This is a genomic window from Microbacterium sp. HSID17254, assembly GCF_003989315.1.
Lineage (GTDB): Bacteria > Actinomycetota > Actinomycetes > Actinomycetales > Microbacteriaceae > Microbacterium.
Window position 1 is genome coordinate 75,228 of record NZ_RBLT01000003.1, and the last position, 20,261, is coordinate 95,488.

Consider the following 20,261-nt stretch of genomic DNA (forward strand, 5'->3'; position numbering starts at 1 on the left):
CCCACCGGGGTTCACCGGCCGTGCGGATCCGTGCGGTTGAGCACCGCCACGACCTCGTCGTAGTCGCCCCGCGCCTCGCCGTAGCGGAGGAACTTCACCCGCTCGACCTGGATCTCGGTCGCGTCGGGCTGGGTCTCGATGAGCGTCATGACCTCGTCGATGAACGCGTCGAGGGGCAGTGCGGCCTCGTTCTCCGCATGCCCGGGCATGAGGTCCGTGCGCACGGCGGGCGGCTCGAGCTCCTGCACCGCGACAGTCGTGCCCGCGAGCTGCAGCCGCAGCGACTCGCTGAGCATGTGGATCGCCGCCTTGCTCGCGTTGTACGTGGGCGTGACCTTCAGGGGTGCGAAGGCGAGACCGGAGGAGACGGTCATGATGGTCGCCGAGGGCTGGGCCTGCAGGTGCTCGATGAAGGCCGCGATGAGGCGGATCGGGCCGAGGATGTTCGTCGTGACGGTCTCCTCGGCGGTGGACAGGAAGCCGGCCGGCGCGGTCCAGTCCTCCGCCCGCATGATGCCGGCCATCGTGACCAGCACGTTCAGCGTCGGATGCGCGGCGAGCACCGCGGCCGCGGCCTCGTCGATGCTCGCCGGGTCGGCCGTGTCGATGCGGATCGTGTGGAGTTCGGGATGCGCGGCAGCGATCGCGACCAGCCGGTCCTCTCGGCGTCCCCCGACGATCACGGTGTTGCCGCGCGCCTGCAGCCGGAGGGCCAGCGCCAGACCGATCCCGCTCGTCGCGCCGGGGATGAAGATGGTGTTTCCGGTGATGTCCATGGCCCCAGCCTCGGCGCTGCGCCCGCGCCGTTCCAGAGACGGCTGATCGGGGGATCGGCGGTCCCTGGATCCCCTCACGCGTCCGGGGGATACTGCACGGATGGATCGTGACGCCCTGGCCGACTTCCTCCTGCGCCGTCGGGAGGCGCTGCGTCCTGCCGACGTGGGCCTGCCCGAGGGGACTCGGCGACGGACGGCCGGACTGCGCCGCGAGGAGGTCGCACAGCTCGCGACCATGTCGACGGACTACTACACGCGTCTCGAGCAGCGTCGCGGCCCGCAGCCGAGCGCGCAGATCCTCGCCGCCCTCGCCCGTGCGCTGCGGCTGTCCTCGGACGAGCGCGACTACCTCTACCGGCTCAGCGGGCTCAGCGCTCCCGATCGCGCGGTGATCACCGACTACGTCCGTCCCGGCATCCTCCGCGTGCTCGACCGTCTGCACGACACCCCGGCGTTCGTGGTCTCGGCTCTCGACGAGGTGCTGGTGCAGAACGACGCCTCACGCGCGCTGATCGGAGACGCGAGCGGTCTGACCGGGCTCGACCGGAGCGGCATCCATCGCTGGTTCGCGCGACCGGAGGAGGAACGGCGTCGGTACCGGGAGGTCGATCACCCCCGGCAGTCACGGGCGCTGGTGGCGGCGTTGCGCGCGGCGTACGGCACCATGGGCGCGCGGTCGCGGGCGGGGGAGATCGTGGCGGATCTGTCGGAACGGAGTCCCGAGTTCGTGCGGCTCTGGGCGGCCCACGAGGTCGCCCGTCGCTTCGAGCAGCACAAGGTGATCGTGCATCCGGAGCTCGGGGAGATCGAGGTGGACTGCCAGGCGCTGTTCACCGAGGACGAGTCGCAGGCGCTCATCGTCCTGACGGCGCAGCCGGGGAGCGAGGCGGCCGGGAAGCTGGAGTTCCTGCGCGTGCTCGGCACGCAGAGCGTCTGAGCCCTCCCCGCTCAGGACTCCTCGTGCACCGCGGGATCGCCGTCGAACAGGCGCCCGTCCGCGCGTCCGAGTGCGGTGATCGCGGCGACCTCCGCGTCGTCGAGCACGACGGCGGCGGCGGCGAGGTTCGCGGCCTGGTGCTCCGCGGACGACGCCTTCGGGATCGCGACCGTCTCCCTGGCCACGTGCCAGGCGAGGACGGTCTGCGCGGGCGTGATGTCGTGAGCGGCGGCCACCTCGCGGACGACGTCCTCGTCGAGGAGGGCCTGCGCACGCCCCAGCGGGCTCCAGGCCTCGGTGAGGATGCCGTGCTCCCGGTGGTAGGCCAGCTGCTCCTCCTGCGGGAAGTACGGGTGCACCTCGATCTGGTTCACGACCGGCCGGACCCCGGTCTCCCGTTCGATGCGCTCGAGATGCTCGGGGAGGAAGTTCGAGACGCCGATCTGGCGAACGACGCCCCGCGCCTGGGCGTCCACGAGCGCCTCCCACGCCTCGACGTACTCGTCCTGGCTCGGGTTCGGCCAGTGGATGAGGTGCAGGTCGGTCGCGTCGAGGCCGAGGCGGGAACGGCTCTCCTCGATGCTGGCGGTCGCCGTCGCGCGGGCATGGTGCCGTCCGGGGAGCTTCGTCGTCACGATGACCTCGGAGCGGGGGACGCCGGAGGCCGCGACGCCGCGCCCGACGGAGCCTTCGTTCTCGTAATTGAACGCGGAGTCCACGAGGCGGTATCCCGCACGGAGGGCCTGGGCGACCGCGTCGGCTCCGGCGTCGCCGTTCAGCCGATACGTGCCGAGGCCGAGTGCCGGCAGGGCGAAGCCGTTGTGGGCGCGGAAGGTGGGGACAGTGGTCATCGGTGCTCCTGGCGTTGGCGTGCCTCCAGCGTAGGGCGAGTTGGCGCGACACGGTCCTCCGCGCGATGCTGGCAGGCATGACCCTGATCGTCGCGCTCTCATGACGGAGCCCACCCGCTGCCCCTGCGCTTCGGGGGACACCGTCGCCGCGTGCTGCGGCCCCCTCCTCGACGGCGCTCCTGCCCCGACCGCCGAGCGGCTGATGCGCTCCCGGTACACCGCTTTCGTGCGGGAGGACGGGGCGTACCTGCTCCGCACCTGGCACCCGGAGACGCGACCGGAGACGATCACCTTCGAGGCGGACCTGGAGTGGCGGCGTCTGCTGATCGTGGACCGCGTGGCGGGCGGCCCGTTCGACACGGAGGGCGTGGTCGAGTTCGAGGCGTTCTGGCGGCAGGGCGGCACGCGCGGATCGCTGCACGAGCGCAGTCGCTTCGTCCGTGTGAACCGGACGTGGTTCTACGTGGACGGCGACATCCGGTGATGCGGCCCTCGGCCCGGCAGCGAGTAGATTTGAGAGCGTGAACGCCACCCCGGAGAACCAGCGCACCCTGCTCGACATCGCGGACCTCGACCGGCGCATCGCGCAGGCGGAGCGCGCCCGCACGCAGCCGAGCCAGGCGGGCCGGATCGCTGAGCTCGTCGCCATCCGTCAGGAGCAGCTCCGCGAGCTCACGGTCCTGACCGGCGCCAGGGACGACGCCCGCACCGAGCTCTCGCGGCTGGAGTCGGACGTCGCGCTGGCCGAGCAGCGGCGCGACCGCGACGCCCAGCGCCTCGCGGCGGCAACCAACCCGAAGGAGGCGCAGGCTCTGGAGCACGAGCTCGCCAGCCTCGCCAAGCGTCTGAACGACCTGGAGGACGCGGAGCTCGACGTCATGGGCCGAGTCGAGGAAGCCGACGCCGCCGTGGCCGCCCAGCAGGCGCTGCTGGACGCGACGACCGCGGAGGGGAGTGCCCTCACCGCGCAGGGCAAGGCCGACGTCGCCGCGGCGACTGAGCTCGGCGCCCAGCTCGCCCGCGACCGGGAGGCGGTCGCCGCCACCGTTCCCGCGCCGCTTCTCGCGGAGTACGATCGCCGCGCCGCGAACAGCGCCGGAGCCGCGCTCCTCACCCGCGGAACCTGCGAAGGCTGCCGCATGATGCTGCCCGGCACCGATCTCAACGAGATCCGTCGCGCGCCCGAGGACGAGGTCGTCTCCTGCCCCGAGTGCGGCTGCATCCTCGTGCGCACCGAGGAGTCGGGACTCTCGTCATGAGCGCATCCGGCCTGCACCGCCCGTGACGGCGCCGGCGTCGGGCCCGGAGCGACGCCTCGCGCTGGTCGGCCTCGGTGCGGGGGAGTACGCCGCGATCGAGCTGGACGAGCACGACGAGGAGCAGCAGCGCACGCTCCTGCCCGCGGCGGAACTCGCGGGATGGGTGGCCGCGGTCGAAGCCGCCGACGCCCCGCGGTGGATCATCCGCAGCGCGGCCGAGATCTACGCGCTGCTCCTGAGCGAAGGCGTCAGAATCACGCGCAGCCACGACCTCGTCCTCTGTCACGCGATCCTGCGCGACACGGCCATGGTGTCCACGCCGCTGGCACCCGCCGCGGCGTGGGAGCGCCGCGACCCGGTCGACACCACCCCCTCCCTGTTCGACGTCCTCGACGAGGAGTCCGGCGAGGACGCGATCGCCGCGGCACTCGAGCAGTACCGCGCGCAGCGGACCGTGATGGCGGAGGCGGCCGATGGACGCCTGACGCTGCTGTGCGCCGCAGAGTCGGCCGGCGGGCTGATCGCCGAGGAGATGCGCGTCGCGGGGCTCCCGTGGGACGCCGGGGTGCACGACGCGATCCTCACCGAGACCTTGGGGGCTCGTCCGGCCGCGGGCGGGCTGCCCCGACGGATGGTGGAGCGCGGCGACGAGGTGCGGGCCCTGCTCGACGACCCCACGCTGCACCTGGACAGCCAGCCGAAGCTGCTGCGGGCGCTGCACCGCGTGGGCGTGTCGGTGGAGTCCACGAGCAAGTGGGAGCTGTCCGCGCACGATCACCCCGTGATCGAGCCGCTCCTCGCCTACAAGAAGCTGTCTCGACTGCTCAGCGCGAACGGCTGGACCTGGCTGTCGGAATGGGTGCAGGACGGCCGCTTCCGCCCGGTGTACATCCCCGGGGGCGTCGTGACCGGACGGTGGGCATCGGCCGGCGGCGGCGCGCTGCAACTGCCGCGCAACCTCCGCCCCGCGGTACGTGCGGATCCGGGCTGGGCTCTCGTCGTCGCGGACGTCGCCCAGCTCGAGCCGCGGATGCTCGCGGCCATGGCGGCCGACGAGGCGATGGCGGCCGCGGCGCGTGGCGGCGATCTCTACGCGGGGGTCGTCGCGTCGGGTGCCGTCGCGACCCGCGAGGAGGCGAAGTACGCGGTGCTTGGTGCGATGTACGGCGCCACCAGCGGCGACAGCGGGCGACTCGTTCCCCGGCTGCGGAAGGTCTATCCCCGCGCCATGGCGCTCGTCGACGACGCGGCGCGGGTCGGGGAGGACGGCGGCATCGTCTCGACCTGGCTCGGTCGCTCCTCGCCGCGTCCGTCCACGGAGTGGATGCGACTGCAGGCCGATGCCACGGGCGCCGATGCTGACGCCGCCGTGGTTGCCCTCGCCCGCCGCCGCGCACGGGAGTGGGGGCGCTTCACCCGGAATTTCGTCGTCCAGGGCACCGCGGCGGAGTGGTCGCTCATCTGGCTCGCCGAGATCCGTCACCGCCTGGCACAGCTTCCCGAGGTCTTCGGCGCGGCCGAGGCATCGGGGCCGTTCGCCCGGGAGCCGCACTTGGCGTTCTTCCTGCACGACGAGGTCATCCTGCAAACGCCGCAGGAGCACGCGGAGGCCGCGGCCGACGCCGTCCGCGAGGCCGCTGCCGTCGCCACCACCCGCCTGTTCGGTACCTTTCCGATCGACGTTCCGCTCGACCTGCGCATCGCGGACTCCGCCGAGAAGTGAGGCCCCGTAGACTGGAGGGGCGAATGGGTCGACTGGACGGTCGCGTGGCGGGCAACCGCACCGAGGAACGTCCGGGCTCCACAGGGCAGGGCGGTGGGTAACACCCACCCGGAGTGATCCGCGAGACAGTGCCACAGAGAGCAGACCGCCCCGCGAGGGGTAAGGGTGAAAGGGTGGTGTAAGAGACCACCGGGGGCCGTGGTGACACGGCCCGCCAGGTAAACCTCGCCCGGAGCAAGGTCAGACAGAGGATGATGACGCGGCCCGCCGAGTCCTCGGGTAGACCGCTGGAGCGGCACGGCAACGTGTCGCCGAGAGAGATGGCCGTCGAAGGGGCGAAGAACCCCGGAACAGAACCCGGCGTACAGGTCGGCCCATTCGCCTCGAACGCCGAAGGCCCCGATGACTCCCGTCATCGGGGCCTCCCTCGTTTGGGTCCCTGAGCCTGTCGAAGGGCCCTGAGCCTGTCGAAGGGTCAGTCGCCGGCGAGCGAGGCCGCGCCGATGATGCCCGAGTTGTTGCGGTGGATTGCGGGGACGATCGGCGTCTTCAGGTCGAGCAGGGGCAGGAAATCGCCCGCGTTCTTCGACACGCCGCCGCCGACCACGAACAGGTCGGGGCTGAACAGGAACTCGATGTGGGAGTAGAACGCCTGCAGGCGCTCGGCCCACTCCTCCCAGCTCAGGCCCTCGCGCTCGCGCGCCGAGGTGGCCGCATAGGTCTCGACGGACTCGTACTCGCGGAAGTTCAGGTGGCCGAGCTCCGTGTTCGGAAGCAGCACGCCGTCGTACAGGAACGCGGAGCCGATCCCGGTGCCGAGCGTGGTCAGCAGCGTGAAGCCGAGCACGTCGCGGGCGGCTCCGTGGCGGGCCTCCGCGACACCGGCGGCGTCGGCGTCGTTCACGAAGACGATGTTGCGGCCGAGGCCGTCGCGGAAGAAGCGCTCGGCGTCGAAGTCGATCCACTCCTTCGAGACGTTCGCCGCGGACAGGGTCTTGCCGCGCTTGACGATCGCGGGGAACGCCACGCCGAGCGGCAGGGTCGACTCGTGGACGTCGAGCGTCTTCAGGACCGTCTGCACCGCGACGAGGACGTCTTCCGGTGCCGCGCCGGCCGGGGTGGGCACGCGCACCCGATCCGAGGCCATGGTGCCGTGTTCGAGGTCGACGATTCCCGCTTTGATGCCCGTGCCGCCGATGTCGACGCCGATCGCTTTTGCCATGGCCGATAGCTTAGCGACCACGGTGCACGCCAGTAGGATCGATGACATCACCCCAACCGCTCGCGGGAAGAAGGAGCAGCCATGACCGACGGCGATCACAAGTACTGGTACAACTCCGTCACGGGCGAGGTCGAGTTCGGCATGCTGTCGCCGTCCATCGACCGCATCGGCCCGTTCGACACCGAGGCCGAGGCGCGTCGCGCCCCCGAGGTGCTCAAGGAGCGGTCGCGTGCCTGGGCCGAGGAAGAGGCCGCGGAGCAGGGCTGGGACGCGAAGCCGTCCAGCGGCTTCGGTGCGGAGAAGGGCCAGGGCGCAGAGTAGCCATGGACAAGCAGAGGGACTTCGTCCTCCGGACGATCGAGGAGCGCGGCGTCAAGTTCGTGCGCCTGTGGTTCACCGACGTGATCGGCACGCTCAAGTCCGTCGCCATCGCGCCGGCCGAGGTCGAGGGCGCCTTCGCCGAGGGCATCGGGTTCGACGGCTCCGCGATCGAGGGGCTGACCCGCACGTACGAGTCCGATCTGCTCGCCCAGCCCGACCCGACGACCTTCCAGACGCTGCCGTGGCGCGGGGAGATCGACCCGACCGCGCGCATGTTCTGCGACCTCACCACGCCCGACGGACAGCCCGCGGTGGCGGATCCCCGTCACGTGCTGAAGCGGACGCTCGCGAAGGCCGCCGATGCGGGCTTCACGTTCTACACGCACCCGGAGATCGAGTTCTACCTGCTCAAGTCGTCGTCGTTCGGTCCTGAGGGGCCCGTCCCCGTCGACTCCGCCGGCTACTTCGACAACGTCCCCGGGGGCACGGCGCACGACTTCCGTCGTCGTTCGGTCCGCATGCTGGAAGACCTCGGCATCTCCGTGGAGTTCAGCCATCACGAGGGCGGCCCCGGCCAGAACGAGATCGACCTCCGCTACGCCGACGCCCTCACCACCGCAGACAACGTGATGACCTTCCGCACGGTCATCAAGGAGGTCGCGATCGAGCAGGGCGTGTACGCCACGTTCATGCCGAAGCCGCTCAGCGGCCAGCCCGGCAGCGGCATGCACACGCACATGTCGCTGTTCGAGGGCGATCAGAACGCGTTCTACGAGGAGGGCGCGAAGTACCAGCTCTCCAAGACGGGCCGTCACTTCATCGCGGGCCTGCTCAAGCACGCCAACGAGATCTCCGCCGTGACGAATCAGTTCGTCAACTCGTACAAGAGGCTCTGGGGCGGCGACGAGGCCCCGAGCTTCATCACGTGGGGCCACAACAACCGGTCCGCTCTCGTCCGCGTCCCGATGTACAAGCCGAACAAGGGGCAGTCCTCGCGCGTCGAGTACCGCGCGCTCGATTCCGCGGCGAACCCGTATCTCGCGTACGCGCTCATGCTCGCCGCCGGTCTCAAGGGCATCGAGGAGGAGTACGAGCTTCCGCCGGAGGCGGAGGACAACGTCTGGGCGCTGAGCGACGCCGAGCGCCGGGCGCTGGGCTACTCCGCCCTGCCCGCCAGCCTCGACCACGCCCTGGAGTACATGGAGGCCTCCGAGCTCGTCGCGGAGACGCTGGGGGAGCAGGTGTTCAACTACGTGCTGCTCAACAAGCGCAAGGAGTGGGAGGCGTACCGCGGCCAGGTCACGCCGCTGGAGCTGAAGAACAACCTCGAGCTCCTCTGAGCGCGGCATGGCTCGCCCCGACGCCTCCGTCTCGCTCTCGGCCCTCGCCCGGCTCGGGTTCGCTGAGCTGAGCGAGGCCGCGGCGTCGCTGGCGGAGCTCGAGAGCCTGCTCGGCGTGCCGCGCGCGATGCTGCTCGAGGCGGCCGTCGCGGCGGACCCGGATGCGGCGGTTCGCGGGATGCTGCGGGTCGCTCGACGAGACCCTGCCCCGCTGCGGGCGCTCGCGGACGACGAGGAGACGCGCCGGCGCGTCTGGCGCGTCTTCGGTGCCTCTGTAGGACTGGCGGAGTTCTTCCTGCGGCATCCCGACGAGCTGGACGTGCTGGCCGCACCGATCGACGTGCTCCCCACGGCGGACGTGTGGCGCGATCGCCTCCTCGCCGCCGTCGGGGCGGAGGACGGGTTCGCCGACGCGGCGGACGACGGGACGGTCGTGGCGCTCCGCGTCGCGTATCGGCGGAACCTCGCGGAGATCGCCGCCTTCGATCTCGGTCACTCGCGCCCCGAAGAGGTCGTCGCCGCGGTCGCCGCTTCCCTTGCGGATCTCGCCGGCGCCGCCCTCGAGGCCTCGCTCGCGATCGCCCGCACCCACCAGGCGCCGTCCGCCGGTCGGGACGCCGTCGCTGCCACTCAGCTGGCCGTGATCGGCATGGGGAAGGCCGGCGCGAGGGAGCTCAACTACGTCAGCGACGTCGACGTCATCTTCGTCGGCGGCACGGCGGATGAAGAGGCGCTTTCCGAGCCGCAGGCGATCGACATCGCCACGCGCCTGGCCAGGGACACCATGCGCAACCTCAGCGCCATCGAGGTCGAGCCGCCGCTCTGGGAGGTCGACGCGGCGCTGCGCCCGGAGGGCAAGCAGGGCGCCCTCGTGCGCTCCCTCGCGTCGCACGTCGCGTACTACGACCGGTGGGCGAAGAGCTGGGAGTTCCAGGCTCTGCTGAAGGCTCGTCCGCTGGCCGGCGACCCCGACCTGGGCGCTGCCTACATCGACGCGGTGCAGCCGCGCGTGTGGTCGAGTGCCGCCAGGGAGGAGTTCGTCGAGAGCGTCCAGCGCATGCGCGAGCGGGTCATGGAGCACATCGACCCGGAGGACGCCCCGTACCAGCTCAAGCTCGGCGCGGGCGGGCTGCGCGACATCGAGTTCACGGTGCAGCTCCTGCAGCTCGTACACGGTCTCACCGACGAGTCGCTGCGCACGCGTGGCACGCTGGAGAGCCTGGACGCCCTGGTCGCCGGCGGCTACATCGGCCGGGCGGATGCGGGCACCTTCGCGGACGACTATCGGGTGCTGCGGCTCATGGAGCACCGTCTGCAGTTGCGCGACCTCAGCCGCACCCACCTCATGCCCAAGACGCCGGCCGGCCTGCGCATCCTGGCGCGCAGCACGAGGCTGGCTGAGACGGGGGAGGGCGTCTGGGCGCGCTGGGAGAGCGTCCGCCGCGAGGTGCGCGACATCCACACCCGCCTCTTCTACCGGCCGCTGCTGAGCGCCGTGGCCGGACTGCCCGAGGAGGAGCGCACCCTCTCCGCGGAGCAGGCTCACGACCGGCTCGCCGCGATCGGGTTCCGCGACCCGGCGGGAGCGCTGCGCCACATCGGCGCGCTGACACGCGGACTCAGCCGCAAGGCGACGATCCAGCGGCACCTCATGCCCGTCATGGTGCGCTGGTTCGCGGACGGCAGCGACCCCGACTACGGCCTCCTCGCGTTCCGCCGCATCAGCGAGCGGCTGGGGGATACCTCGTGGTTCCTGCGCATGCTGCGGGACTCCTCCGGCGCGGCGGAGAGCCTCACCCGACTGCTGTCGTCCTCGCGGTACATCGGCGAGCTGCTGGAGTGGATCCCGGAGTCGGTGGCGTGGCTGGACAGCGCCGAGCGACTGCGTCCGCGGAGCGCGCAGGCGCTCGACGACGAGGCCCGAGCGATCCAGACGCGCCATGAGACGGTCGCCGACGCGTTGCGGGCCGTCCGGGCCCTGCGGCGTCGCGAGCTCCTGCGCACGGCGATGGCGGCCGTCCTCGACGTCGTCACCATCGAGGAGGTGGCCACCGCGCTCACCGACATCACGGACGCGACGATCCAGGCGGGCCTCCGCGCCGTCCTCCGCGAGGTCGTGCCTCCCGAGGACGCGGCGCTCGACTTCGCGGTCATCGGCATGGGGAGGTTCGGCGGTGCCGAGCTCGGCTTCGGCTCCGATGCCGACGTCCTGTACGTGTACGACGCGAACGGCGTCGACCCGGGCCGAGCAGAGAAGCTCGCGACGCGGATCGTGGCCGGGCTCCGCGAGCATCTGACGGATCATCGCCTGCCCCTTGACCTCGACGCGGGTCTGCGGCCCGAGGGGCGCAACGGTCCGATCGTGCGGTCCCTCGACGCCTACGCGGCCTACTACCGCCGCTGGTCGCTGTCCTGGGAGGCGCAAGCGCTCCTGCGGGCGCGCGGTGTCGCCGGGAGCACCAAGCTCATCGGGCGGTTCATGGAGCTCGCGGACAGCATCCGGTACCCGGAGACGGTCGACCTCCAGGGCCTCAGGGAGATCAAGCGGATCAAGGCGCGCGTCGAGGGGGAGCGGCTGCCGCAGGGCACCGACCCCCGTCGTCACCTCAAGCTCGGGCCGGGGACTCTCAGCGACGTGGAGTGGCTCGTGCAGCTCCTCCAGCTGCAGCATGCGACCGACGTCCCGGGTCTCCGCACCACGTCCACGCTGCACGCGCTCGACGCCGCGGTCGCAGCCGGGCTCGTCGAGGAGGACGACGCCGAGCGCTTGCGGGCGGCCTGGCTGCTGTCGAGCCGGCTCCGTTCGGGCATCACCCTGCTCACGGGGCAGACGAGCGACGTCCTGCCTGCCGACCGCCGTCAGCTGGATGCCCTGGCCCGTCTGCTGGGCTATCCGCCCCGGTCGGCGACACCACTCGAGGAGGACTACCTGGCGGTCACGCGGCGCGCCCGGCGGACCTTCGAGCAGCTCTTCTACGGCTAGACGGCCGGTCGAGTTGCACGATCGTCCTCCGTCGCTCAGAGTGAGCGTATGACCTCTCCTCGCATCGGCGTGATCTGGAACCCGACGAAGTCCGACCGGGATGTCCTCGGGGAAGCGGTGACCCTCGTGTTCGGCGAGGAAGCCGATGTGCGCTGGGGGGAGACCACCCCGGACGACCCCGGTCGCGGCGTCGCGGCGAAGGCCGTGGAGGAGGGCTGCGCTCTCGTCATCGCGGTCGGCGGCGACGGCACGATCCGCGCCGTCGCGGAAGCTCTGGTCGGCACCGATGTCGCTCTCGGGATCGTGCCGCAGGGCACGGGCAATCTGCTCGCGCGCAACCTCGGTGTGCCGCTGGAGGGCGTGCTGCCGGCACTCGAGCACATCCGCGACTCCGAGCCGCACCGCATCGACCTCGGCTGGGTGGAGTTCGACGGTGAGGAGCATGCCTTCTCCGTCATGGTCGGCTTCGGGGTCGACGCGCAGATGCTCGTGGAGACCAACGACGACCTCAAGGATCGCGCCGGCTGGCTCGCCTACGTCGAGGCGATGGGGCGCGCACTGGCCGGCACCGAGATGACGGACATCACGCTGCAGCTCGACGACCACGAGCCGGAGGGGGTGCGCGGGCACACGCTGCTCGTCGGCAACTGCGGCATGCTCCAGGGCGGCATCCGCCTGCTTCCGGACGCCGTCCTCGACGACGGCCTCCTCGACATGCTGCTCATCAGCTCCGACGGCGCGCTGCAGTGGCTCGACACCGTCCGCTCGGTCGTCTGGGACAACGGCATCCGTCGCATGATCGGGAACGTCGATCAGGCGGTCAGCACGGACTCCACCACCCACGTGTCGGCGGAGCGGATCCGCGTGCAGCTCGCCACGCCGCAGATGTTCGAGATCGACGGCGAGGAGGTCGGCGAGATCGACGCCTTCACCGTGCGCGTGCAGCCGGGCGCCGTCCTCGTCCGCTGATCAGGCGACGGTCACCGCGGGCGGCGTCTTCTTCCTGTCCTGGTTGGGGAAGACGACCTTCTGCACGATGATGATGATGCTCGCGGCCACCGGGATCGCGACGAGCGCACCCAGGATCCCGCCGAGCGCGCCACCGGCCACTGCGGCGATGACGACCAGTGCGCCCGGGACGTCGACGGCCTTGTTCATGATCCGCGGAGAGAGCACGTACGCCTCGATCTGCATGTAGATCAGGTAGTAGATGATCGCGATCAGCGCGGTCGTCGGCGAGACGAACAGGCAGATGAGCGAGATGATGATCGACGCCGAGAGGGTTCCGACGAGCGGGATCATCGAGCCGATGAAGGCGATCAGTGCGAGCAGCGCCGGCACCGGCGCTCCGATGATGGTCAGGAAGATGAGGCTCAGGATGCCGTTGGTGAGCGCGAGGCTCGCCTGACCGATGACGTAGCGCCCGACGGCACTGGAGACGTCCTCCAGGAGCTCGCTGAACGTGTCGCGCTGGTACGCCGGGACGAACCGGGCAGCCACCCGCTTCATGCTGCGCAGCGACGCCATGAAGTAGAGCGTGAGGATGACCACGATCGTGATGCCCGTCAGGCCGCCGGCGATTCCGGCGCCGACGGCGAAGACACCGCCGCCGATGTCGAGGAAGTTGTCCGGGTTCTGCACGAAGCCGACCACGCCGTCGACGGCGTCCTTGATCGTGCCGCCGAACTGTCCGCTGACGTCCTGGAACCAGGCGCTGTTCGTGAAGTCCTCGATCATCTTCGGACCGTCTTTGATCAGGTTCCCGATCTGCTCCGCGAGGGTGGGGACGATGGCGAGGATGATCCCGGCGAAGGCGAGGAGAACCCCGATCACGACTACGGCGACCGCCGCCGGACGGGGGAGCTTGCGCTCGATGAACCGCACGATCGGATCGAGGCCGAGCGCCAGGAAGAGCGCGACGCCGATGTAGACCAGCACGGTGGCGAGCTGGCCGACGATGCCGCCGATCATGAGCGCGACGAGAACCCCGAGGGCACCGAGGAGACCGAACATGAACGGGTTCGCCCTGGCGCCAGCGACCACGCTCGACGGCGACCGTCGCTGCGCGGACACGCTGGGTGCCTGATCCGGCGGTGCGATCAACTTCCTGCGACGCATGGTCCCCTCCCTCTGTCGATACTCGACACTCGATCATCCTCCACCCGGTCCCGCGCGCTGCTCAGCGACACCCGCCGGCTCGGCGGGCGTCGGGAGCGTCGGATCAGTGGCTGCTGTTGCCCTTGCCGCTGTTACCGGCGCTTTTGCCCTTGCCGTTGTTGCCGTCGCGGCCGGGGCTCTTGCCTCGGTTCTCCTGCGCCTGCGGTGCGGCGTTCTCGGGCAGGCTCTCCTCGGCGACCGACTCGGTGACCGATGCGGTCGGTGCCACCGGGGTCGCGGCCACCGGCTCGACGGCGACGGTCTCTGTCGGCTCCGAGTCGACGAGGGTGTCCGCGGGAGCCGGCTCGACCGGCACGAGGTCCTCGACGCCCTCGACGATCCTCGACGCGCCATCGGAGACGGCGCCCGAGCTGGCGAGAGCCTGCTCGCCGTGTCCGAGCAGTGCCGCGGAGCCGGTGGTCACCGCGCCGAGCACGACCACCGCGGCGATGAGGAGAGACTCGCGACGACGGCGCGTACGCCGTGCCGGGGACGCCGCGGGGTGCGCCGAGGCGGCGCGACGGCGGGCGCGAGCCTCGGCGCGCGTCCGGGGGAGGGTGCTTGCGGTCGGCGCGGGAAGCGGCACGGTGACGTCTGTTGCCACCTCTTCGGTGCCGGGGAGATCGATCAGCCGGCGCAGTTCGCTCTCGACCTCCAGAGCGTGCGGTCGTGCGTCGGGGTCGATCGCCGTCATCGCGCTGAGCAGTGCGGCCCACTCCGAACCCAGTTCCGCCGGGATCTCCGGCGCGATGTGGAGACGGGCGAGGGCGGATTCGACGCTGAGGGTGGGGGCGAAGCCGGGCTTGCCGGTGAGGGCCTCCAACAGGACGAGACCGAGCGCGTAGATGTCGACCGCGGGACGGATATCGCCGTTCCGCAGCTGCTCGGGCGCCATGTAGGTCAGCGTCCCGAGGACGATGCCGGGAGTGGTGACGCGGGACATGTCGATGGCGCAGGCGATCCCGAAGTCGGCCAGCTTCGCGCTCCAGCGGCCGTTCGTGTCGAGAGGTGGGGTGAGCAGGACGTTCGAGGGCTTGATGTCGCGATGCACGATGCCGGCGCTGTGCACGGCGTGGAGGGCGGAGGCGATGTCCGCACCGATCGTGGCGATCTCCCGCGGTGGGACCGTCGCGCGGGCCATGCGCTTGCTCAGCGTCGGTCCCGGCACGTACTCCATCACGAGGTACTTCGGTCGTCCGGGCTCGAGGTGCGCGTCGAGGAGTGTGACCAGGCCCGGGTGGTTGAGGCCCGCGAGGAGCGCCTTCTCCGAATGCACCCGCTCCACGGACAGTACGGCATCGTCGGACTCGCGGAACATCTTCACCGCGACGGTGCGTTCGAGCGCGATGTCCTCCGCGCGGTACACGGTCGCCATCCCGCCCATGCCGACGGCCTCCGCCAGGCGGTAGCGGCCGTCCAGAAGCGCGGCGGTGGGCGGGGCTTCCTGGGTGATCACGGCGTCCTCCACTGGCGGGACCGGGTATCCCGACGATGTCTTCACCGTATCCGCGCAAAAAAAGCGACGCGTTGGGGTTGACGTAGAGCCCGACACCTGCCATGGAGGATCCACGGGGAGCTGAGAGACTGGACGGATGGCAGGGATTCACCACGTGGAGGTCTGGGTCGCCGACCTCGTGTCGTCGCGAGCGGAGTGGGGGTGGCTGCTCGGTGCGGTGGGTTTCGTCCGCGCCAGCGCGTGGCCCGAGGGCGAGTCCTGGGAGGCGGGTGGCGCGTATGTCACCCTCACGACATCCCCGAACCTCAGCGGCAGTGAACACGATCGTCGTGCCCCGGGCGTGAACCATCTCGCCTTCGCTGCGGGCCCGCGGGACCGAGTGGACGCGATCATGGCGGCGGCGCCCGAGCACGGCTGGCGGCCTTTGTACGCGGAGCGCTACCCGCACGCCGGTGGGCCGGATCACTACGCCGGATGGCTGGAGAACTCCGCGGGCTTCAAGGCCGAGATCGTCGCCGAGGAGCGCTGACGCGGGCCCTGCCCGGAGCGCCGTTACCGCCAGAGGCGGGCGGCGTGCTGGCGGTCTCCAAGACTCTCATCGTTGCTCCGACAGCTCTTGGCTGAGGTCGAGCTCGCGGAGGACGTACGGCTGAGCGACGGTGTCCGTGAGGTAGTACGTGTAGAAGATGACCGCGGCTTCGTCTGCTGTGAACACCTCGTTCGGGAATACACGCACCGCACGGGTCTGACTGATCGGGATCAGCGTCGTCGTCCCGTCGACGGGCTCAGGGCGCCCGATCGTATAGAGGTGGCTCTTGCCGTCAGGTCCAAGAAGTCGGACTTCGACAGTAATGCCATCGGCTGATCCCGCCGCCTGGATGAAGGAGCCGGTCAGGTCTTCCGGCGTGACGAATCCCTTCTCAGGGTTCTCGGCTCGCCAGATGCTGCACGTGAACTTCGTTTCCCCGTCGAGGCGTCCCAACATGAAGCAGAGCTCGTCAGGGATGGGACGGTACGCGTCCGTGACGAATCCGTAGAGTCCCGAGGGAGAGGCCGAGGCGTGGGTGGGCTTGAACGTCAAGGCACAACCTGCGTTTCTACTCGTGTGACGACGATGTCTTCGCCGTCCGGTTTGGCGCGGGCGGGGGTTCCATCCCGAACCGTATGAGCGTCACTTTCAGAGGCGGGCGGCGGTGCTGGCGGTCTCCATGGAGATGGCGTTGGCGGTGATGAGTCGTCGATTGGCTTCGGCGAGGGCGGCCTTCATGCCGCGGATGGCGGTGTCCCAGTCGTGGTGGGCGCGGTCGTATGCGGCATGGGCCTCACCGGACCATGAGGATCGCAGCAGGGTGGCCTCCGCGTCGAGGCCATCGAGCGCGTCTTCGAATCGCCGGACGGTGAGAGCGAGACGCGCGACCGTGTCGCTAATGGCGTCGTGGCGGACCGCGACTCTCATCGTTCCTCCGACAGCTCCTGGCTGAGGTCGAGCTCGCGGAGGACGTACGGCTGAGCGACGGCGTCGGTGAGGTAGTACGTGTAGAAGATGACCGCGGCTTCGTCGGCTGTGAACACCTCGTTCGAGAACACGCGCACCGCACGGGTCTGACTGATCGGGATCAGCGTCGTCGTCCCGTCGACGGGCTCGGCACGCCCGACCGTATACAAGTGGCTCTCACCGTCAGGTCCAGGCAGTTTCACCTCCACCGTCATTGCGTCGGCAGAGCCTGCCGCCTGCATGAAGGTATCCCCGGCAGGCTCGCGGAAGCCCACGGTGCTGGAGGGATCGGATCCGGGCCAGATTATGTAGGTCAGCTTTCGCTCGCCGTCCAGGTGGCCCAGCATGAGCCTCAGATGCGCGGGAATGGGGCGGAAGCTGTCCGTGATCCAGCCGCGCTGCCCGCTGGGTGTTTCTTCGCCATGCGTAAATGGCGCTCTCATGGGACATCCCTGCTCTCTACTCGCGTGATGATGATGTCATCACCGTCTAGTTTGCCGCGCGCGGGCGTACCTGCGTTTACGGCATCGTCGAACTGGCGCTGGGTGCTCGATGCCCTGCCATACTCATCGATAGCCGAGCCGGACTTGACCTCGATTCCGGTATAGGTGTTCGACCCGTCATTATTCTTGACCAACCCGTCGTACGAGCGGCTCGCTTGCGGGGCGCCCTCATAGGTGACGTGAACTTTCCTTCGAATCACGTCGACCCCTGCCTCAGAGGCATACTCGTCGAGTCCGACTTTCTCCTTGTCGACCCAGGGCCTGATCTCCTGGCCATTCGCATAGCGCCCACCGGTGTCGCGCCCATCCCCGCGATCGACACCCTTGCGGGAGTCGGAGGCTCGGTCGGTTTCGCGGAACGACCGCCCGGTTGCATCGCCGATGAGTCCTGCACCGACGCCGGCGACGCCGATGCCTGCTGCGGCGATGGCGGGAGCGCCGGCGAGGGCACCGACGCCGGTCACCGTCAGGCCTGCGCCGCCGACAGCGAGTGCGGCGCCTCCGATGAAGGTCGCAGCCCCGCCGAGGAGTTCGAGGATGATGTCCGGGTGCTCCCAGAGCGTCTGCGCGGAGACGGCGAGCATGTCCATCGTGGCCTGGAACGGCTGCACGACAGCAAGGGTGAACACCGCCTCGGTGACGGCATGCTGGGCTGCGGTCGCGGCCTCAGCCGCGGTGAGCGGCATGCGCGCGGCCTCTGCAGCCTGGTCCAACCGGACTGCGCAGTCCCGGGCGAAGACCTCCAGTGTCGCCCGGGCGTTGAACAGTACCTCTCTGGCCTGCTCATGCGCCGGACCGGACGGGTCGACGAACGGCACCTTCACCTCCGGGTGCCGTAGGCCCTGCCCGACCCGAAGCTCACGGACGTATGCGCGGTGCGCGGCCAGTGCCGTGGCGGCCTGCTGCTCGGCCTCGTCCCACAGGGTGATGGCGCGCGCGGCTTCCTCCTGCGCCCACTCCAGCGCATCCGCCCAGGTGAACAGGGCGTGAGCGCCCTCGCGGAGCCCGTCGCCGGCGTTCGACCAATGCAACAGCTGACGATCGAAGCGCGTCAGGTAGGCGTCGTAGGCCTCGCCCGTCCAGGTGCCCTCATCGTCGAGCGTCGCGAGCTGGTCGTGCACCCGTGCCGCAGCCACGCCGTGTGCCTTCCATGCCTCGGCCGTCGCCCTGACCTCGCCGGGGGAGCCGGGGATGAGGGCGGTGGCGGAGCGGTTCTGCCCGAGCTCCATCATTCTTCCCAGATCATCGCGTCGACCTCGGCCTTCGCGGCATCCGTCCCCTCGTCGAAGACCCGGGCCGTCGTCGCCAAACGCTCGGTGAACTCGTCGGAGTCCGTCACCCGGGCTGCGAGGCCCGCAGACCAGGCTTCGGCGAACCGCTCAGAGGCTGCGACCACCCACTCGTGGCCGGCGCTCGTCGGCGGGGTGAGGTCGGTCGCCCCGATGTCTGCGACGATGCGCCGCGTCTTCGCCGCCATCGTCCGCAACACGTCCGTGTCGACCTCATAGTCCTGCGACATGCCGCCCTCTTCCTGCGAGCCCCCCGGCTGCGGGATCGAGCATGGGCGAAGACGGAGTCAGAAGACAGCGATATGTCTGGATACGTGAATGAAATAACCTCGAATGAGTACGGAGGGGTAGGACTGCCGTCATCTCCCGGCCCCCGGACGGCGAAAGAGCCCGCCCCCAGATGGGGACGGGCTCTCTCGCGATCCGCGGTCGGCTCAGACGCCGAAGTACAGCTCGTACTCGAACGGGTGCGGGCGCTGAGCGATCGGCAGGATCTCGTTCTCGTACTTGTAGGAGATCCAGGTCTCGATGAGCTCCTCGGTGAACACGCCGCCCTCGAGGAGGAACTGGTGGTCGGCGCGGAGCGCCTCGAGGGAGTCCAGCAGGGAGTTCGGCACCTGCGGGATGTTCTTGGCCTCCTCGGGCGGAAGCTCGTAGAGGTCCTTGTCGACGGGCTCGTGCGGCTCGATGCGGTTCTTGATGCCGTCGAGGCCCGCCATGAGCTGCGCGGCGAAGGCGAGGTACGGGTTGCCCGAGGCGTCGGGGGCGCGGAACTCGATGCGCTTGGCCTTCGGGTTCGAGCCCGTGATCGGGATGCGGATCGCGGCGGAGCGGTTGCCGGCCGAGTAGACCAGGTTGACCGGAGCCTCGAAGCCCTTAACCAGACGGTGGTAGCTGTTCAGCGTCGGGTTGGTGAAGGCGAGCAGTGCCGGCGCGTGCGCCAGGATGCCGCCGATGTACCACCGCGCGATGTCGCTGAGCTGACCGTAGCCGGCCTCGTCGTAGAACAGCGGCTTGCCGTCGTTCCACAGCGACTGGTGGGTGTGCATACCCGAGCCGTTGTCGCCGTACAGCGGCTTCGGCATGAAGGTGGCGACCTTGCCCCACTCCTCGGCGGTGTTCTTGACGATGTACTTGAACTTCAGGATGTCGTCCGCCGCGTGCACCATGGTGTCGAAGCGGTAGTTGATCTCCTGCTGGCCGGCCGTTCCCACCTCGTGGTGGGAGCGCTCGAGGATGAAGCCCGCATCGATGAGCTTGAGGGTGATGTCGTCGCGCAGGTCGGCCGTCTTGTCGACCGGGCTGACGGGGAAGTAGCCGCCCTTGTAGGGGGTCTTGTTGGCGAGGTTTCCGCCCTCCTCCTCGCGGCCGGTGTTCCACGCGGCCTCCTCGGAGTCGACCTTGTAGAAGCTCTCGCCGGCGGTCACGGAGTAGCGCACGTCGTCGAAGATGTAGAACTCGGCCTCGGGGGCGAAGAACGCGGTGTCGGCGATGCCGGTGGAGGTGAGGTACTTCTCCGCCTTCTTCGCGACCTGACGCGGGTCCTTCGAGTAGATCTCGCCGGTGCGCGGGTTGTAGATGTCGAAGATCATCACGAGGGTGCTCGCCTCGCGGAAGGGGTCGATGTACGCCGTCGTCACATCCGGGATGAGCTGCATGTCCGACTCGTGGATGCTGGCGAAGCCGCGGATGGACGAGCCGTCGAACAGCTGTCCGTCCGTGAAGAAGGCCTCGTCGACCGTCGCCGCAGGGATGTTGAAGTGCTGCTGCACACCAGGGAGGTCGGTGAAACGGATGTCAAGGAATTTGACGTCGTTCTCCTTGATGTAGGCCAGTACCTCGGACGAATCTTTGAACATGTACGACTCCTGTGATGCGGATCGATGGCTTCGGGGCCACTCTGCACAGTACGGACGGGGGATTTCTCCACGGTATCCGCTTTGTTTCGT

20 protein-coding genes and 1 other RNA gene are annotated in these 20,261 nt (G+C 69.7%); 10 read left to right on the forward strand and 11 right to left on the reverse strand.

Going from position 1 to position 20,261, the window contains the following annotated elements:
• Positions 1–11 precede the first annotated feature (11 nt).
• Positions 12–776 (reverse strand): SDR family oxidoreductase, encoded by a 765-nt coding sequence (locus tag D8M34_RS02870; RefSeq protein WP_025103611.1) that lies wholly within the window; start codon positions 774–776, stop codon positions 12–14.
• A 100-nt stretch (positions 777–876) separates the two neighbouring features.
• Between D8M34_RS02870 and D8M34_RS02875 the strand changes: the two genes are divergently transcribed.
• Complete coding sequence (locus tag D8M34_RS02875) at positions 877–1,713, forward strand: helix-turn-helix transcriptional regulator (RefSeq protein WP_025103610.1); 837 nt, start codon at positions 877–879, stop codon at positions 1,711–1,713.
• A gap of 11 nt (positions 1,714–1,724) precedes the next feature.
• Here D8M34_RS02875 and D8M34_RS02880 read toward each other — a convergent pair whose 3' ends face one another.
• Positions 1,725–2,564, reverse strand: a complete 840-nt coding sequence (locus D8M34_RS02880; protein WP_025103609.1) for an aldo/keto reductase — start codon at positions 2,562–2,564, stop codon at positions 1,725–1,727.
• Between the two features lie 100 nt (positions 2,565–2,664).
• On the opposite strand from D8M34_RS02880, the gene D8M34_RS02885 reads away from it, so the two are divergent.
• The 4 genes from D8M34_RS02885 to rnpB all read left to right on the forward strand — a co-directional run bounded on the left by D8M34_RS02885 (position 2,665) and on the right by rnpB (position 5,927).
• Positions 2,665–3,048, forward strand: a complete 384-nt coding sequence (locus D8M34_RS02885; protein WP_126893100.1) for a YchJ family protein — start codon at positions 2,665–2,667, stop codon at positions 3,046–3,048.
• A 37-nt stretch (positions 3,049–3,085) separates the two neighbouring features.
• The gene (locus D8M34_RS02890; protein ID WP_126893101.1) at positions 3,086–3,823 is read left to right on the forward strand and encodes a zinc ribbon domain-containing protein; all 738 of its coding nucleotides are present in this window, start codon (positions 3,086–3,088) and stop codon (positions 3,821–3,823) included.
• 22 nt (positions 3,824–3,845) lie between these two features.
• Positions 3,846–5,546 (forward strand): bifunctional 3'-5' exonuclease/DNA polymerase, encoded by a 1,701-nt coding sequence (locus tag D8M34_RS02895; RefSeq protein WP_126893102.1) that lies wholly within the window; start codon positions 3,846–3,848, stop codon positions 5,544–5,546.
• A 24-nt stretch (positions 5,547–5,570) separates the two neighbouring features.
• Positions 5,571–5,927, forward strand: an RNA gene (gene rnpB / locus D8M34_RS02900) — RNase P RNA component class A.
• Between the two features lie 94 nt (positions 5,928–6,021).
• Here rnpB and ppgK read toward each other — a convergent pair.
• Positions 6,022–6,768 (reverse strand): polyphosphate--glucose phosphotransferase, encoded by a 747-nt coding sequence (gene ppgK / locus D8M34_RS02905; RefSeq protein ID WP_025103605.1) that lies wholly within the window; start codon positions 6,766–6,768, stop codon positions 6,022–6,024.
• Positions 6,769–6,849: 81 nt separating this feature from the next.
• Here ppgK and D8M34_RS02910 point away from each other — a divergent pair, with 81 nt between their 5' ends.
• The 4 genes from D8M34_RS02910 to D8M34_RS02925 are packed head-to-tail and all read left to right on the forward strand — an operon-like array spanning position 6,850 to position 12,381.
• A complete protein-coding gene (locus D8M34_RS02910; protein WP_025103604.1) occupies positions 6,850–7,089 on the forward strand; it encodes a hypothetical protein in 240 nt (79 codons plus the stop codon).
• A gap of 2 nt (positions 7,090–7,091) precedes the next feature.
• Positions 7,092–8,429, forward strand: coding sequence for a type I glutamate--ammonia ligase (gene glnA / locus D8M34_RS02915; RefSeq protein WP_025103603.1), 1,338 nt, complete (start codon positions 7,092–7,094; stop codon positions 8,427–8,429).
• A gap of 7 nt (positions 8,430–8,436) precedes the next feature.
• A complete protein-coding gene (locus D8M34_RS02920) occupies positions 8,437–11,412 on the forward strand; it encodes a bifunctional [glutamine synthetase] adenylyltransferase/[glutamine synthetase]-adenylyl-L-tyrosine phosphorylase (protein ID WP_126893103.1) in 2,976 nt (991 codons plus the stop codon).
• 48 nt (positions 11,413–11,460) lie between these two features.
• The gene (locus D8M34_RS02925) at positions 11,461–12,381 is read left to right on the forward strand and encodes a diacylglycerol/lipid kinase family protein (RefSeq protein ID WP_126893104.1); all 921 of its coding nucleotides are present in this window, start codon (positions 11,461–11,463) and stop codon (positions 12,379–12,381) included.
• Here D8M34_RS02925 and D8M34_RS02930 read toward each other — a convergent pair whose 3' ends face one another.
• Together D8M34_RS02930 and D8M34_RS02935 are read right to left on the reverse strand one after the other, a co-directional pair.
• Positions 12,382–13,485 carry an AI-2E family transporter gene (locus D8M34_RS02930; RefSeq protein WP_374460143.1) on the reverse strand — a complete coding sequence of 368 codons (1,104 nt, stop codon included), beginning with the start codon at positions 13,483–13,485 and terminating at the stop codon, positions 12,382–12,384.
• A 148-nt stretch (positions 13,486–13,633) separates the two neighbouring features.
• Complete coding sequence (locus D8M34_RS02935; protein ID WP_126893105.1) at positions 13,634–15,025, reverse strand: serine/threonine-protein kinase; 1,392 nt, start codon at positions 15,023–15,025, stop codon at positions 13,634–13,636.
• 136 nt (positions 15,026–15,161) lie between these two features.
• Here D8M34_RS02935 and D8M34_RS02940 point away from each other — a divergent pair, with 136 nt between their 5' ends.
• A complete protein-coding gene (locus D8M34_RS02940; RefSeq protein ID WP_025103598.1) occupies positions 15,162–15,554 on the forward strand; it encodes a VOC family protein in 393 nt (130 codons plus the stop codon).
• Positions 15,555–15,620: 66 nt separating this feature from the next.
• Here D8M34_RS02940 and D8M34_RS02945 read toward each other — a convergent pair whose 3' ends face one another.
• The 6 genes from D8M34_RS02945 to glnA (D8M34_RS02970) form a co-directional block, all read right to left on the reverse strand.
• Complete coding sequence (locus D8M34_RS02945; RefSeq protein WP_126893106.1) at positions 15,621–16,106, reverse strand: hypothetical protein; 486 nt, start codon at positions 16,104–16,106, stop codon at positions 15,621–15,623.
• Between the two features lie 96 nt (positions 16,107–16,202).
• Positions 16,203–16,481: a WXG100 family type VII secretion target gene (locus tag D8M34_RS02950; protein WP_126893107.1), complete on the reverse strand. Its 279-nt coding sequence runs from the start codon at positions 16,479–16,481 to the stop codon at positions 16,203–16,205.
• Positions 16,478–16,867, reverse strand: coding sequence for a hypothetical protein (locus D8M34_RS02955; protein ID WP_025103595.1), 390 nt, complete (start codon positions 16,865–16,867; stop codon positions 16,478–16,480). The genes D8M34_RS02950 and D8M34_RS02955 overlap by 4 nt, the downstream gene beginning before the upstream one ends.
• Positions 16,868–16,959: 92 nt before the next feature.
• Positions 16,960–18,255 (reverse strand): putative T7SS-secreted protein, encoded by a 1,296-nt coding sequence (locus D8M34_RS02960; protein ID WP_342343177.1) that lies wholly within the window; start codon positions 18,253–18,255, stop codon positions 16,960–16,962.
• A complete protein-coding gene (locus D8M34_RS02965; protein WP_085607639.1) occupies positions 18,252–18,542 on the reverse strand; it encodes a hypothetical protein in 291 nt (96 codons plus the stop codon). The genes D8M34_RS02960 and D8M34_RS02965 overlap by 4 nt, the downstream gene beginning before the upstream one ends.
• A gap of 204 nt (positions 18,543–18,746) precedes the next feature.
• Entirely contained in the window at positions 18,747–20,171 is a 1,425-nt protein-coding gene (gene glnA, locus D8M34_RS02970; protein ID WP_025103592.1) for a type I glutamate--ammonia ligase, read from the reverse strand.
• Positions 20,172–20,261 lie beyond the last annotated feature (90 nt).